At 64.3% G+C, this 13,477-nt stretch carries 15 protein-coding genes; 7 read left to right on the top strand and 8 right to left on the bottom strand.

Annotated elements, in window-relative coordinates; all coding sequences use genetic code 11:
• Nucleotides 1–5: 5 nt before the first annotated feature.
• Nucleotides 6–290: a cupin domain-containing protein gene (locus tag P6U30_RS33865; protein ID WP_280975459.1), complete on the top strand. Its 285-nt coding sequence runs from the start codon at nucleotides 6–8 to the stop codon at nucleotides 288–290.
• 274 nt (nucleotides 291–564) lie between these two features.
• Entirely contained in the window at nucleotides 565–1,398 is an 834-nt protein-coding gene (locus P6U30_RS33860) for a hypothetical protein (protein ID WP_407167036.1), read from the top strand.
• A 15-nt stretch (nucleotides 1,399–1,413) separates the two neighbouring features.
• Here the strand turns inward: P6U30_RS33860 and P6U30_RS33855 are convergent, their stop codons facing one another.
• Entirely contained in the window at nucleotides 1,414–1,950 is a 537-nt protein-coding gene (locus P6U30_RS33855; protein ID WP_407167035.1) for a tetratricopeptide repeat protein, read from the bottom strand.
• A 329-nt stretch (nucleotides 1,951–2,279) separates the two neighbouring features.
• Nucleotides 2,280–2,576 carry a 30S ribosomal protein S21 gene (rpsU, locus tag P6U30_RS33850; protein WP_407148814.1) on the bottom strand — a complete coding sequence of 99 codons (297 nt, stop codon included), beginning with the start codon at nucleotides 2,574–2,576 and terminating at the stop codon, nucleotides 2,280–2,282.
• Between the two features lie 261 nt (nucleotides 2,577–2,837).
• On the opposite strand from rpsU, the gene aqpZ reads away from it, so the two are divergent.
• Nucleotides 2,838–3,560 carry an aquaporin Z gene (gene aqpZ / locus P6U30_RS33845; RefSeq protein WP_407167034.1) on the top strand — a complete coding sequence of 241 codons (723 nt, stop codon included), beginning with the start codon at nucleotides 2,838–2,840 and terminating at the stop codon, nucleotides 3,558–3,560.
• 92 nt (nucleotides 3,561–3,652) lie between these two features.
• On the opposite strand, the gene P6U30_RS33840 is transcribed toward aqpZ, so the two are convergent.
• Together P6U30_RS33840 and purE are read right to left on the bottom strand one after the other, a co-directional pair.
• Nucleotides 3,653–4,756 carry a 5-(carboxyamino)imidazole ribonucleotide synthase gene (locus P6U30_RS33840; protein WP_407167033.1) on the bottom strand — a complete coding sequence of 368 codons (1,104 nt, stop codon included), beginning with the start codon at nucleotides 4,754–4,756 and terminating at the stop codon, nucleotides 3,653–3,655.
• Entirely contained in the window at nucleotides 4,753–5,241 is a 489-nt protein-coding gene (gene purE / locus P6U30_RS33835; protein ID WP_407167032.1) for a 5-(carboxyamino)imidazole ribonucleotide mutase, read from the bottom strand. The genes P6U30_RS33840 and purE overlap by 4 nt, the downstream gene beginning before the upstream one ends.
• A gap of 151 nt (nucleotides 5,242–5,392) precedes the next feature.
• On the opposite strand from purE, the gene P6U30_RS33830 reads away from it, so the two are divergent.
• A complete protein-coding gene (locus P6U30_RS33830; protein ID WP_407167031.1) occupies nucleotides 5,393–6,079 on the top strand; it encodes a GGDEF domain-containing protein in 687 nt (228 codons plus the stop codon).
• 41 nt (nucleotides 6,080–6,120) lie between these two features.
• Here the strand turns inward: P6U30_RS33830 and P6U30_RS33825 are convergent, their stop codons facing one another.
• From P6U30_RS33825 to P6U30_RS33815, 3 genes are all read right to left on the bottom strand, one after another.
• A complete protein-coding gene (locus tag P6U30_RS33825) occupies nucleotides 6,121–6,372 on the bottom strand; it encodes a hypothetical protein (RefSeq protein ID WP_407167030.1) in 252 nt (83 codons plus the stop codon).
• A gap of 35 nt (nucleotides 6,373–6,407) precedes the next feature.
• Entirely contained in the window at nucleotides 6,408–6,617 is a 210-nt protein-coding gene (locus P6U30_RS33820) for a hypothetical protein (RefSeq protein ID WP_407167029.1), read from the bottom strand.
• Between the two features lie 208 nt (nucleotides 6,618–6,825).
• On the bottom strand, nucleotides 6,826–7,032 hold the full coding sequence (locus tag P6U30_RS33815) for a YdcH family protein (RefSeq protein WP_029085523.1): 207 nt from the start codon (nucleotides 7,030–7,032) through the stop codon (nucleotides 6,826–6,828).
• A gap of 241 nt (nucleotides 7,033–7,273) precedes the next feature.
• On the opposite strand from P6U30_RS33815, the gene P6U30_RS33810 reads away from it, so the two are divergent.
• A complete protein-coding gene (locus P6U30_RS33810; protein ID WP_280975469.1) occupies nucleotides 7,274–7,459 on the top strand; it encodes a YdcH family protein in 186 nt (61 codons plus the stop codon).
• Between the two features lie 80 nt (nucleotides 7,460–7,539).
• Here the strand turns inward: P6U30_RS33810 and P6U30_RS33805 are convergent, their stop codons facing one another.
• A complete protein-coding gene (locus P6U30_RS33805) occupies nucleotides 7,540–8,643 on the bottom strand; it encodes an NAD(P)/FAD-dependent oxidoreductase (protein WP_407167028.1) in 1,104 nt (367 codons plus the stop codon).
• Nucleotides 8,644–8,902: 259 nt separating this feature from the next.
• On the opposite strand from P6U30_RS33805, the gene P6U30_RS33800 reads away from it, so the two are divergent.
• A complete protein-coding gene (locus P6U30_RS33800) occupies nucleotides 8,903–11,590 on the top strand; it encodes an EAL domain-containing protein (RefSeq protein ID WP_407167027.1) in 2,688 nt (895 codons plus the stop codon).
• A gap of 350 nt (nucleotides 11,591–11,940) precedes the next feature.
• Complete coding sequence (locus tag P6U30_RS33795; RefSeq protein ID WP_407167026.1) at nucleotides 11,941–13,464, top strand: ABC-F family ATP-binding cassette domain-containing protein; 1,524 nt, start codon at nucleotides 11,941–11,943, stop codon at nucleotides 13,462–13,464.
• Nucleotides 13,465–13,477: the final 13 nt, after the last annotated feature.

Below are 13,477 nucleotides of genomic sequence, written 5' to 3'. Positions count from 1 at the left end.
TTATCATGCTCAGTGCTGCATCGGACGTTCAGGTCGATACGCCGGAGGTGCGGGTCACCGAATGGCGGCTGGCGCCGGGCAGTGCCACCGGTCCCCACACCCATGAGATGGACTACGTCATCGTGCCGATCACTGCAGGCGAGATGACGATCGTGGCGCCGAACGGCGAGCGCTCGAAGGCCCAGCTCGGCGTCGGCAAGTCTTACTTCCGCAAGGCGGGCGTCCAGCACGACGTGCTCAACGAGACGGCCAGCGAGATCGTGTTCCTCGAGGTCGAACTCAAACCCTGAGGACCGCTGCCGGCCGGTCCACGGCCGAATTGCGACTTCGGAATGGCAGATCGGTGTCGGCGGGTGTGGAAATTCATCGCGCGTTAACGGCTGCACGATGATCTGGAAGACGGAGGCGGTGCTGCGATTTTGCGCGCGAAGCCGCCTCCGGCTGAAACTGAAGTGACACTAAAGGTGACGGCGGAACAGGCGTTTGCCACCGATCCGACGCAGTTGATCCCTCAATGTGCCTCAAAGTTCCAGCATGAAATCCGGGGCGGGGAGTGGCAGGGCCATGCTGAGTTACTTGAAGAAATTCGCGATGGACATCTTTCCCTCGGTGGCTGCGACCATCATCGGGGCGTACATCGTTAACCACTACATCGTCGCCAAGCCGGAAGCGCCGGCCACGACGGCGGTCAATGCCACTGCCACGCCCGTCGTCGCCAAGCCCGCAGAGAAGCCAACCGTCGTCAGCAGCCTCCCCGAAGCTGGCGTGAAGGCCAAGGGCATCTCCGAGCGGACGCTGAGCGAACGGTCGGCGTCCGAGAAGGCCACCGTCACCGAAAAGCCCGCCGAAAAATCAGCCGACGTGAAATCCGCCGATGCGCCGGCTGAGACTGCGAGCATCCCTGCCGACTCGCATCACCACGCGGCGCCGAAGGCGGTGGCGAAGGTCACGCCGGCAGCTCCCGCAACTGAAGCGGCGCCGGGCGAAGGCCGCGACGCCAACGATCTCGCCCGTGCAGCGATCGAGCGGCTGCGCAAGGAGAGCCCGCCACGTACGCAGGAGGCCGTCCGCCAGGAGCCGCGCCCGGCCGATATGGCCCGGCTGCCCGAGGCGCAGCGTCCCGCGCCTGCGTCGTCGATTCGGCCGCTGCCGCCGCCGATCATGGTCTCCAGCCCGACCGATCAATCGGTCAATCAGTCGTCGCAGCCGCGGCCGCCCTATGCGGCCGACGCATCCGACACCGATCGCCTGACCCCGCCCGCCGACATTCCGGTCGCCCGCGCACCGCTTGATCTGCGTGCTGAAGCATCCGAGCCGCTGCCTCCGAAGGATCACACCGTGGCCGACGACATGCTGTCGGCCGCCAAGTCGGTGTTCCACGCGGTTCTGCCGAAGTAGCCGCTTAAAGGCGCTCTAGCCGCCGGTGCGCGCCAGGCCGTTGCGCGCGCTGTCGTCCTTTGGCCGCAGGGCGAGCGCGCGGTTGTAGGACGCCGCTGCCTTGGCTTTCTCGCCCAGCCGCTCATAGACTTGGCCGCGCACGCTCCACGCTGCCGCGCTGTTGGGATCAGCCTGGACGGCCTCGTCGACGTCGGCGGCGGCTTGCTTGGTCTTGTCGAGCGCGAGATAGCTGGTGGCACGGCCGAGCAGCGGCTCGGCCTTTTGCGGTGACAGGCCGCTCGCGGCGGTGAAATCGTCGATCGCCTGCTGGTGCTGGCCCTGTCCCTGATAGATCAGGCCGCGGCCATAGAGAGCCTGGATGTTGTAGGGATCGGCCGTCAGCGCCTGATCGAACTCTGTCAGCGCTTCGTCGGTCTTGCCGGAGTGTGCAAACGTCTGGCCGCGCGCCGCGTGATCTTTGGCGTCACTGATATTCTGTGCGGTGATCGTGTCGGCCGGCTTCTCGGCAGCGGCTGACGGTTTCGGTTTGTCGTCCGAGCCCCATGATCCCAAGTCGATGGAGCAACCCCCGAGAGGGAGGCCGAGCGCAATTGCAAGGGCGATCAATTGCGCCGCACGATGGCGCCACAGAGGTCCGGAACGGGGGCGGGGCGCCGGAACAGCCATCGTGCAAAATGCTCTTGCAGGTGATTTTGCATTGCTGGAGCTTCGGTTCTGATCGAATCAGAACCCAAGCTCCAGATTCTTGTTTGACGCGTTTTCTTCGCGCGAACCGGTATCCACTTCGCTCGAAAACGCTCTAACCCGAAATGCCGCTTGCTGCAAAACAACAACGCGGGCCCGAGGCCCGCGCTGCTAGACATCCAGATCGGTAAAACGGCTCAGCGCGGTCCGCGACCAGCACCGCCTGCGCCACCACGGCCACCGCGGTCGCCACCCGGACCCGCGCCAAACACCGGTTTCGGCTTCATCGGCAGCAGGCCTTCGCGCTGCAGCTTCTTGCGCGCCAGCTTGCGGGCGCGGCGGACGGCTTCGGCCTTTTCGCGGGCCTTCTTCTCGGACGGCTTTTCGTAGTGACCGCGGAGCTTCATCTCGCGGAAAATGCCCTCGCGCTGCATCTTCTTCTTCAGCGCCTTGAGAGCCTGGTCAACATTGTTATCGCGGACGAGAACCTGCACGCGGCATCCTCTTTTGAATTGATCGGTTCGGAATTCTGGCAAAGCAAGGGGCGGCAAAAGGCCTGCCTCTTAACCCTAGGGGGGCGCATGTATCAGACAAATGCGTCGATGTCCACCGGTGGAGTGACTTTCGGGCCTAGTAAAGCCACGAAATGCGGCGAAACTGCCCCTGTGTGGCCCTGATTTGGGTGATTTGGCGCCGAGATCGGGGCCGCTCCCGGCGTTTTGAAACCCGGACATTGGAAATAGGGGAGATGCGACATGGATATGAAGAAGTATGCGGCCGAGGCCATCGGCACGTTCTGGTTGACTTTCGCAGGCTGTGGCAGCGCGGTGATTGCGGCCGGCTTTCCGCAGGTCGGAATCGGTCTTGTCGGTGTGTCGCTTGCGTTCGGCCTGAGCGTTGTCACCATGGCTTACGCGATCGGGCATGTCTCGGGCTGTCATCTCAATCCAGCCGTCACGGTCGGGCTGGCGGCAGGCGGGCGCTTTCCGACCGGCCAGATCCTGCCCTACATCATTGCCCAGGTCGTCGGCGCGATCGTGGCCGCTGCACTGCTTTACGTGATCGCGAGCGGTGCGCCGGGGTTCGACGTGGCCAAGGGCTTTGCATCGAACGGCTATGACGCGCACTCGCCCGGTCAGTACAGCATGGTGGTGTGCTTCATCACCGAAGTGGTGATGACCATGATGTTTCTGTTCGTCATCATGGGGGCGACCCATGGCAAGGCGCCGGCGGGCTTTGCGCCGCTCGCGATCGGGCTTGCGCTGGTGATGATCCATCTCGTCAGCATTCCCGTCACCAACACCTCGGTGAATCCGGCCCGTAGCACGGGACCTGCACTGTTCGTTGGAGGCTGGGCGCTCGCACAGCTCTGGATGTTCTGGGTGGCGCCGTTGATCGGCGGCGCGCTGGGCGGCGTGATCTATCGCTGGGTCAGCGACGCGCCGACCGGTGTCGTCGCCGGTGCGAAGACCGCGTGATCAAGCAACAAATGGGATCGTGATCCTCACGATCCCATTTCCATTCGTCTGTCGTCATTGGTCTGCCGGGCGCCGCCGCGACAGACCGTGACTTACGGCTTGCGGGCCGGGGCCACCTGGGTGACATGGCCCATCTTGCGGCCGGGGCGCGGTGCGCCCTTGCCATAGAGATGCACAGTTGCGCCCGGAACAGTGAGCCACCGCTCGTAGTCCAGGATATCGTCGCCGATCAGGTTGGTCATGGTGACCTCGCCGTAACGCACCGGCTTGCCCAGCGGCCAACCGGCGATCGCGCGGATGTGCTGCTCAAACTGCGAGATCGAGGCGCCGTCGAGCGTCCAGTGGCCGGAGTTGTGCACGCGCGGCGCGATCTCATTGACCAGGACCGTCGGCGCACCATTGCCGGGCACCACGAACATTTCGACTGCCAGCACGCCGACATAGTCCAGCGCAGTTGCGATTTTCTCGGCGATGGCGCGCGCCTGCGCGGCGAGCGGTTCGGGAATGACGGCGGGCGCGCGGGAGATCTTCAGAATATGATCGCGATGCTCGTTCTCGGTGACGTCGAAGCATTCGACCTGGCCAGAGGCCGAGCGCGCCGCGATCACCGAGATCTCGCGTTCGAACGGAACGAACGCTTCGAGGATCGCCGACTTGGTACCGAGGTCCTGCCAGATCTGCTCGACATCGTCGCCGGCGCGGATGATTGCCTGGCCCTTGCCGTCATAGCCGAAGCGGCGGGTCTTGATCACGGCGGGCAGGCCGATGCGCTCGATCGCCGCGCGGATCGTGCCGACCGAGGACACGTCGGCATAGTCGGCGGTACCGATGCCGAGCCTGCTGACGAAGTCCTTCTCGATCAGCCGGTCCTGCGTGGTTTCAAGAATCGTGTGCGCGGGCAGCACCGGACGCCGTGCGGCGAGCACCATCGCGGTTGCAGCCGGCACATTCTCGAATTCATAGGTGACGACGTTGACGTCGTTGGCGAACAGTTCGAGCGCCTCGACGTCGGCATATTCCGCGCAGGTCGCGCTCTGCACCACGTCGAAGGCCGGGGAATCCGGGTCCGGCGAAAACACCTGGCACCTGAGCCCCAGGCGTGCCGCCGCCATTGCGAGCATGCGGCCCAATTGTCCGCCGCCGAGGATTCCAATGGTGTCGCCCGGCTTCAGCTTCACTACGGTCGAAGCTGTCACGCCGAGGCCTCCGGATTGTCCTTCACCGCGTCGGTCTGCTGTTGGCGCCACTGCGCTAACCGGCCTGCCAATGCGGGATCGTTGAGGGCGAGCACGCTCGCCGCGAGCAGGGCGGAATTGATCGCGCCGGCCTTGCCGATGGCGAGGGTTCCGACCGGAATCCCGGCCGGCATCTGCACGATCGAATAGAGCGAATCGACGCCGGACAGCGCCTTCGATTCGATGGGAACCCCGAACACCGGAAGTTCCGTGAGCGCCGCGGTCATGCCGGGCAGGTGGGCTGCGCCGCCGGCGCCGGCGATGATCACCTTGTGGCCGGCGGCCTTCGCCCCCTTGGCAAAGGCATAGAGCCTGTCCGGGGTGCGGTGGGCGGAAACGATCCGGGTCTCGCAGGCGACGCCGAGAGCTGCCAGAGTCTCGGCGGCATGGCGCATGGTCTCCCAATCGGATTGGCTTCCCATGATGATGGCGATCGGGGCGGTCATTTCGTCTATTCTGTGCAGGAAACCAAACGCATGGACCGATTATAGGGACGGCCCGGGCGTCATCCAAGGCGTGGCAGGAGAGTGAGAATGGACTATCCTGTCTTGGTGAATCCCGGCAAGCCTTCATAAGCAAGCCTCAACAAGGATGCGCATGAAGAAAAGGACGACCGCGACCGCTGCCGGGGCAGCAAAACGGCGGAAAACCACCGCGGTCGCGCGCAAAGTCGGCCCGGGCCGGAGCGGAACCGCAGCTTCCTCGCGAGACTCGGTCGCCTCCGACGATAAATCGACAATTCGCCGCTTGAAGGCGCAACTGGCGCGGGCCCAGGCCCGGATCGAGGAACTGCAGGCCCATGCCGAAACCGATTTCCTGCTCGATATCCTGAACCGGCGCGGTTTCGAGCGCGAGCTCGTCCGCGCGATCGCCTTCATCAAGCGCTACCATGCCTCGGGCGCGCTGATCGTGCTCGATGTCGATCGTCTGAAGCCGATCAACGATGCGTTCGGGCACGCTGCGGGCGACGAGGTGCTGAAGGCGATCGTTACAGCCCTGTCGGGCGAGGTGCGCGCCTCCGACGTGATCGGCCGGCTCGGCGGTGACGAGTTTGCCATCCTGCTATGGAATCTCAGCGAGACCGACGCCAGGGCCAAGGCCGCAATGCTCGAAGGCGTGATCGACCGCCTGACCTTTGTCTTCCGCGGCAGCAAGGTCGTTGCCGGTGCATCGGCCGGCGTTGCGGTTCTCGGCGCGCATTCGGACGTCGAGCGCGCCCTCGATGAGGCCGACCGCGCGATGTATGTGCGCAAGGCACAGCGGCGCCACGAGGCCCAGGACTAAGGCCCGAGACTAGGGCCCACGACTGGACCCAAGACCCAAGGTTAGGGCATGCCCAAACCTTCCGGCACCTTGCCGAAGGCCCGCAACAGCTTGGCATCGCCAAACTCGCCGATGGCGGGATCGCCGGTGCGGCTGAACGCGACGGCACCGATAGCGCCGGGCATCCGCGACATCATCTCGGCGCGCCGCAACGCGATTGCAGAACTCTGGCATTCCTCCGCGTTGCCCGCGACCGGCGTGCCATCGTCGTCCTGCACGAACGGCAGCGCCACGTAATAGGTGACATCAGCCATGATTTGCTCCTCGAAATGGATTTGCTCCTCGAAGATCAGGCGGCGTCGCTGGCCGCCTGCGTCACTCCGGGAGCGCCCCGCGCGGTGATCGCGGCTTGCAGCTCCTCGATCTCGGTCTCCAGATATTCATTGGCCATGATCAGTGCCTTGATGGTGCTGCGCAGGTTGCCGTCGCACATCGCGATGGCCTGGTCGCAGGCCCGCTCGTAGCGGCTGTTGTCGGGCAGGGACGGCGGTGCGGTCATGGCGAAACTCCCTCTTATGGCTGGCGGCTGGGCCAATATGTTCTCTATTTGTTCTAGAGGAGTCAAGAGCGACCGCCGCGGTCGCGATCCGTTGCCGCGAACGTGAAGCGGGCGGCCGGCTGTGGATGACGGGGACAAGCACCTGCGCAACCAGCCGATCCACCGGATCCATTGCCGCCGGATCGCGTGGCATGCAGACCTGTGCGCCTCACGCGATGATGTCGGGCGTGATCTGATCCTCGATGAAGGCGATACGATCGCGCAATTGCAGCTTCCGCTTCTTCAAGCGCTGCAGCATCAGGAGGTCCGGCGCGGGCGACTGATGCAACGCGTCGATCGCGGCGTCGAGGTCGCGGTGCTCTTGTTGCAGACGTGCGAGCTCGGCGTGGAGTTCGCGCTCATCCTGATCGTTCATGGTGTACGTTAACTGATAAGCACGATAAGGTTGTGGCGGGCGAAGCACTCGCCGCCTGTTGAAATATCGTCCTTGGGGGCGCGCGGCGCAAGCTGAACTGGTTCCATAGTCACGATTGGCAACAGATGGGCGGATAAAGCTGACTGCGGCATTTTGCGTTCCCCATCGACACCTTCGCCCACTTGTGTACACTCAGCGGTCCGGATCGACCCTGAGGTTTAACCCACCGAGGAGTGTTCGTATGGCAATACAAGCTCATCTCGTCGAACTCGAGCGCAAGCACAAAATTCTCGAAAACGAACTGCACGAAGCGCTCGTGCACCCTTCAGTAGACGACCTGCAAATTCTCGAGTTGAAGCGCCGTAAATTGATGGTCAAGGACGAGATCGAGCGGTTGAAGCAAACCGCGGACAGTACCATCCACTAGCCACTCCCCGCAGAAATTAACCAAGCCTTTCCGCATCAGGATGGACGCTCGAGCGCCCATCCTCGCGGAATTGCATTTGCTCAAAGCCCGGCCAATTCGCCGACATGATCGGCGATGGCGAGCGATGACGTAAGGCCGGGTGACTCGATTCCGAACAGGTTGATCAGGCCGGCGACGCCGTGGTCGCGGGGACCCTGGATCAGGAAATCCTGGTTCGCGACCGCCGGCGGCACGATCTTTGGCCGAATTCCTGAATAGCTCGGCATCAAGGCGCCGTCCGGCAGGGTCGGCCAATACTTCCGGATCGCCGGATAAAAGCGCTCGGCCCGCGCCGGGTCGACGGCATAATCCACGCGATCGATCCATTCGACATCGGGACCGAACCTTGCCTGGCCCGCCATATCGAGAGTGAGGTGAACGCCGAGCCCGCCGGGCTCCGGCACCGGATAGATCAGCCGCGAAAACGGCGCCCGCGCGCTGCAACTGAAATAATTCCCCTTGGCCAGGTAGGCCGTCGGTATCAACTCAACCGGCATGCCCTCGATGCTGCGCGCCACGGCCGGTGCACCGAGGCCGGCGGCGTTGATCAAGAGGTCGCACGCCAAGGTCATCGGCGCCTCGCCCCCGGCCTCGATCTCGATCCTGCCTGCGGCAGCCTTGGCGCGCGTGAGCGGCGTGTAGAACGCAAATGCCGCACCGGCCTCCTCGGCATCGCCGCGCAGCGCCAGCATGTAGGCGTGGCTGTCGATGATCCCGGTGGACGGCGACAGCAGAGCCGCGTCGCAGTTCAGCGCCGGCTCCATCGCGCGTGCCGCTTCGCCCGACAAGAGCTGCATGTCGTCGACGCCATTGGCCGCGGCATGCGCCCGGATCGACTGCAGCTTCTCGGTTTCCTTAGGTGTGGTGGCGACGATCAGCTTGCCGCAATTCTTGTGCGGGACGCCGTGCTCGGCGCAGTAGCGATAGAGGGCGCGCTTGCCGGCGACGCACATCCGCGCCATCAGGCTGCCGGCACGATAGTAGATGCCGGCGTGGATCACCTCGCTGTTCCGCGACGAGGTCACCGTGCCGATCGCCTCGGCCTCGTCGATGACAATCACTTCGCGACCGGCCTGTGCCAGCCGGCGCGCCACTGCGAGGCCGATCACCCCCGCACCCACGATCACGCAATCAACCCTGTCCATGTCGTCCTTCAGATCCGGCATTCCGGCGCAACGACAGGATGCCATCGCGCGCAATCATCATTGTTTTGCCCCGCCAAGTTTCTTGGCAAGTGCTTGGGCTGTCTTCGATAGTTGCGGCGCCCGTCCCTGTTAGTGGCCTATTAATCATGTCAGGGCAATTGCCGTAAATCAGGTCGCATTTGCAAGTTGCATCGGATCGCGTTTACCCGATCCAAACCGCCGAAGCCGGACACTCCCTCGGAAAATCCGCGGGTGGCTGATGGCTGGCAAGAATTGGCAGGCAAGCAGGAAGAATTCGATTCCGGCGAAGATAGTGCTTGGCCTGATCGCCGTCGTCACGTCATGTGGCACGGCCTGGTCGGCGCCCAGCGCCTTCGCGCCGTCGACCTATCTCGGTGACCTCGACCCCAGCGTGATCTGGGAGCTGTTGATCGGCAGCGTCGTCGTCGCGTCGTTCCTCGCCGCGGTCGGGCTCTGGATCCTGTCAGCCTTGCGTAAGGCCAAGCGAGCCCAACTGCGCCGCAATGTCTTTATCTCGTCGGCCCTCAACCACCTGAATCAGGGCGTGGTGATGACGGATGCGGGCGGGCGAATCGTCTTCTGCAACGATCGTTATCTCGATATCCACGGCCTGTCCCGCGCCGATATCAGGCGCAACATGAGCGGCACCGAGCTTCTGGAGCTGCGCCGGAGCCGTGGCATGCTCGACGTCAGCGCCGAGGATTATTTTGCAAAGGCCGCGGCACCTGAGGGACTGGTCACCGAACTGCCGGGCGGCAGGTCCGTGCTTGTGAGGTATTTCCCGCTGCCGAATGGAGGGTCGGTCGCAACGCACCTCGATTGCACCGACCAGCGTAAGCTGTCGCGCAAGCTCGCCTCGACGACGCAATTCCTGGAATCCGTGCTCGACAACGTCCCGGTCTGCGTCGCGGCCAAGAACATCGAGGATGGCCGCTATATCTTCGCCAACCGCGCGTTCGAACGTTTCTCTCGCTTCTCGCGTGATCATATCGTCGGCAAGCGGGCCGACGAGATCTTCCGCCCCGAGACCGCTGCCAGTATCGAGACCGCGGACCGCGCGGCACTGGACGCGCCGGAAGGTTATCATCGCAGCGAATTCTTCGTGGAGCGCGGCTCGGAGAAGCGCATCCTCGCCTCCAATCGTGTCGTCGCCCGCAACGAGGCCGGCGAGCCGGAATTCCTGATCGCCCTGTTCGAGGACGTCACCGACCGCCGCTCGCTGTCACGCGAGCTGGAGAACAACAAGAAATTCCTTGAGCTCGTGGTCGACAATATTCCGGTCTCGCTGATCGTCGAGCGCGTCAGCGACGGCCGCTATCTCTTGGCCAACCGCAGCGCCGAGACGATCCTCAACCGCCGCCGCGAGGATGCCACGGGTCTCACCGCCGCCGATATCTTCAACCCGCGCGAAGCCAAGCTGATCATCGCCCGCGACGAGGCCGCGATCCGCAAGCGCAGCATGATCGCCGAGGAGCATCCGATCTCGACCAAGGACGGGCTGCGGCTGTTTCTGACCCGCCGCATGACCGTGCTCGACGACAATGGTGAGCCGCAATATCTGATCAAGACCCATGAAGACGTCACCGACCGGCGCCAGACTGAATCACGCATGGCGCACATGGCCTATCACGACGGCCTGACCGACCTGCCGAACCGCGCCGCCTTCCTCCAGGCGTTGACGCAGATGATCGAGGCTTGCGCCGGCACCGACGAGGAATTCGCCGTGCTTTGCGTCGACCTCGACGGGCTGAAGGAGATCAATGACGTCTTCGGCCATGCGATGGGCGACAAGGTGTTGATCGAGGTGGCGCAACGCCTGCAGACGGTGGCGCGCGGCGGCGTGGTCGCGCGGCTGTCGGGCGACGAATTCGGCCTCATCATCGACGGCAGGCAGCCCGCGGCCGGCATTGCGCTGGCCGAGCAGGCCGCCGAAGCGTTGGGACAGGATTTTGCAATCGACGGCAAGGCGGTGCGTACCGGCCTCACCACGGGCATCGCGGTATTCCCGCATAACGGCTCCGACGCGGCCTCGCTGCTCGCCAATTCGGGTGCGGCCCTGTTTCGCGCCAAGGCGAAGTCGCGCGGCACGATCTCGATTTATGAGCCCGATATGGACCAGCAGATCCGCGACCGTCGCGTGCTGCACCAGGAGCTGTCGGTCGCCATCAAGAACGGCGAATTGTCGCTCTACTACCAGCCGCAGGCGGCGGCGGGCGGAAGCGTTGCCGGCAGCGAGATCATCGGGTTCGAGGCGCTGGCGCGCTGGCACCATCCGGTGCGCGGCTTCGTGCCCCCAAGCGATTTCATCCCGCTCGCGGAAGAAAGCGGCCTGATCGTCGAGATGGGTGAATGGATCCTACGCGAAGCCTGCCGGGAAGCGGCGTCATGGGCGGCTCCGCTGCAAATCGCGGTCAACCTGTCGCCGGCGCAGTTCACCCATGGCGACCTCGTCGGCCTCGTCCATTCAATTCTGCTCGAGACCGGGCTGAGGCCCGACCGGCTCGAGCTCGAAATCACCGAGGGCGTGCTGATCGAGGACTTCGACCGCGGTCTTTCGCTGCTGCGGCGGCTCAAGACACTCGGCGTGCGCATCTCGATGGACGATTTCGGCAGCGGCTATTCCTCGCTGAGCTACCTGCAGGCGTTTCCGTTCGACAAGATCAAGATCGACCGCGCCTTCGTCATCAATCTCGGCCGCAATCCCCAATCGGCAGCGATCGTGCGCGCCGTCATCGATCTCGGCCACGGCCTTGAAATGTCGATCGTGGCCGAGGGCGTCGAGACCGAGGCGCAGCTCGGCTTCCTTTCCGAGGAAGGCTGCGACGCGGTACAGGGCTATCTGATCGGCCGGCCCGCGCCGGTCGGCCATTTTGCCGCGCTGGTCGGCGGCAGCCAGGTCGTGGAATCCGTGCGCAAGGCCGGATAGGCGGGATTCCCGTCGCCGGACTGGATCAGCCGGATGAGCTTGCCATCCGCTGTATGCCCGGCTACATCTCGGAGCAGCACAACTTCCAGCCGAGAAAGGAGGGCTGCGTCGTGGCGATATTTCTCGATCACCACTTCAGGCGTGGCCCCGTCAACGCCCTGCAAATGCGTTTGCAGGGCTGACCGGAAACTCGTCTAACATCTCTTCCTGGTCTGCCCTTCGTGGCCGTGCGGCGCCGAACTGTCGAGTTCGTGCCTGCACCTCAATCCCTCGCCGCGCTTTGACACGCCCATCCGTTGCAGGCTGCACGCCCCGGATGTCGCGACGGCCGGCCAGACCAGAGAATCATCGTGACCCTCATCAATGTCCGCAATCTCGGCGTGACGCTGAACGCGCCGCTGTTTTCCCAACTGAATTTTGTCATCAATGCCGGCGATCGGATCGGGCTCGTCGCCGCCAACGGCCGCGGCAAATCTACGCTCCTGCGCTGCATCGCGGGCGCGATGGAGGCCCATGAAGGCGAGATCAGCAGATCGCGCGGGCTGGCCATCGGTCATGTCGCGCAGGACGCACCGCCGGCTCTGCTGGATAGGCCGTTCCATGCCGCGGTGCTTGAGGCGCTCTCCGGCGAGCGACAGGCCGACGAAAGCTGGCGGGTCGACGTCGCCCTGCAATCGCTGGAAGTGCCCGCGGAGCTGTGGGGGAAGCCGCTGAAGCAACTCAGTGGCGGCTGGTTGCGATTTGCCATGCTCGCCCGCGTGCTGGTGACCGAGCCTGATGTCCTGTTGCTCGACGAACCGACCAACCATCTCGACCTCGCCAAGATCGGCCGGCTCGAAACCTGGTTGAACGCCTTGCCGCGCGAGATGCCGGTCGTGATCGCAAGCCATGACCGCGCCTTTCTCGATGCAACGACGAACCGGACACTGTTCCTGCGCCCGGAGCGGTCGCAGCTATTCGCGTTGCCCTATGCGCGGGCGCGCGCGGTGCTGGACGAGCTCGATGCCTCCGATGCGCGCCGCCATCAAAAGGATATGAAGACCGTCCGGCAACTCCGCCAGCAGGCCGCGAAGCTCAACAATCTCGGCATCAACTCCGGCAGCGATCTTCTGCTGTCAAAGACCAGGCAATTGAAACAGCGTGCCGAGAAGCTGGAGGAGTCGGCAAAGCCCGCGCATGTGGAACGATCGGCCGGCACCATCAGGCTCGCCAATCGCGACACCCACGCCAAGGTGCTGATCAGGCTGAACGACGCCGCGATTGCGACGCCGGACGGACGGCTGCTGTTCAGGACCGGCCAGCAGTTCATCTGCAACGGCGACCGGATCGTGCTGCTGGGCCCGAATGGTGCGGGCAAGACCCGGTTGGTCACCGCGTTGCGTCAGGCGATCGAGGCGGCGGAGGCGGCACCGGCCGAGATCACGGCCACGGAGTCGCTGGTTACAGGCTATTGCGACCAGGCGCTTGCCGATCTCCCCGACACCGACACCCCGATGCGCGCGATCGTCGGCCGCTTCGAGGTTGGCGATCAGCGGGCGCGCGGCCTGCTCGCCGGGATTGGGCTGTCGATCGAGATGCAAAGGCGCCCGATCGGGCGGCTGTCGGGCGGGCAGAAGGCCCGTCTCGGCATGCTTGTGCTGCGGCTCACTGAGCCCAACTTCTATCTGCTCGATGAGCCGACCAACCACCTCGATATCGAGGGCCAGGAGGCGCTGGAGGAGGAATTGATCGAACGTCAGGCCAGTTGCCTGCTGGTGTCGCATGATCGCCAGTTCGTGCGGACGGTGGCCAACCGGTTCTGGCTGATCGGAGCCAGGAAGCTGGTGGAAGTCGATGGGCCGGATCGCTTCTTTGCGTCGGCCGGTGCAGGCTAGAGCGTCGCCGACG

It is taken from the genome of Bradyrhizobium sp. ORS 111 (genome assembly GCF_045571485.1).
Lineage (GTDB): Bacteria > Pseudomonadota > Alphaproteobacteria > Rhizobiales > Xanthobacteraceae > Bradyrhizobium.
Note: the sequence above shows the minus strand (reverse complement) of the source record. Positions and strands in the feature narration are given on the sequence as shown.

Excerpts from the sequence above, each read along its gene's own strand:
- purE (WP_407167032.1), bottom strand. The coding sequence starts at position 5,241 with ATGACCGCCCCGATCGCCATCATCATGGGAAGCCAATCCGATTGGGAG.
- P6U30_RS33820 (WP_407167029.1), bottom strand. The coding sequence starts at position 6,617 with ATGACCGCACCGCCGTCCCTGCCCGACAACAGCCGCTACGAGCGGGCC.
- P6U30_RS33860 (WP_407167036.1), top strand. The coding sequence starts at position 565 with ATGCTGAGTTACTTGAAGAAATTCGCGATGGACATCTTTCCCTCGGTG.
- P6U30_RS33815 (WP_029085523.1), bottom strand. The coding sequence starts at position 7,032 with ATGAACGATCAGGATGAGCGCGAACTCCACGCCGAGCTCGCACGTCTG.
- P6U30_RS33865 (WP_280975459.1), top strand. The coding sequence starts at position 6 with ATGCTCAGTGCTGCATCGGACGTTCAGGTCGATACGCCGGAGGTGCGG.
- P6U30_RS33825 (WP_407167030.1), bottom strand. The coding sequence starts at position 6,372 with ATGGCTGATGTCACCTATTACGTGGCGCTGCCGTTCGTGCAGGACGAC.
- P6U30_RS33810 (WP_280975469.1), top strand. The coding sequence starts at position 7,274 with ATGGCAATACAAGCTCATCTCGTCGAACTCGAGCGCAAGCACAAAATT.
- P6U30_RS33805 (WP_407167028.1), bottom strand. The coding sequence starts at position 8,643 with ATGGACAGGGTTGATTGCGTGATCGTGGGTGCGGGGGTGATCGGCCTC.
- P6U30_RS33830 (WP_407167031.1), top strand. The coding sequence starts at position 5,393 with ATGAAGAAAAGGACGACCGCGACCGCTGCCGGGGCAGCAAAACGGCGG.
- aqpZ (WP_407167034.1), top strand. The coding sequence starts at position 2,838 with ATGGATATGAAGAAGTATGCGGCCGAGGCCATCGGCACGTTCTGGTTG.
- P6U30_RS33800 (WP_407167027.1), top strand. The coding sequence starts at position 8,903 with ATGGCTGGCAAGAATTGGCAGGCAAGCAGGAAGAATTCGATTCCGGCG.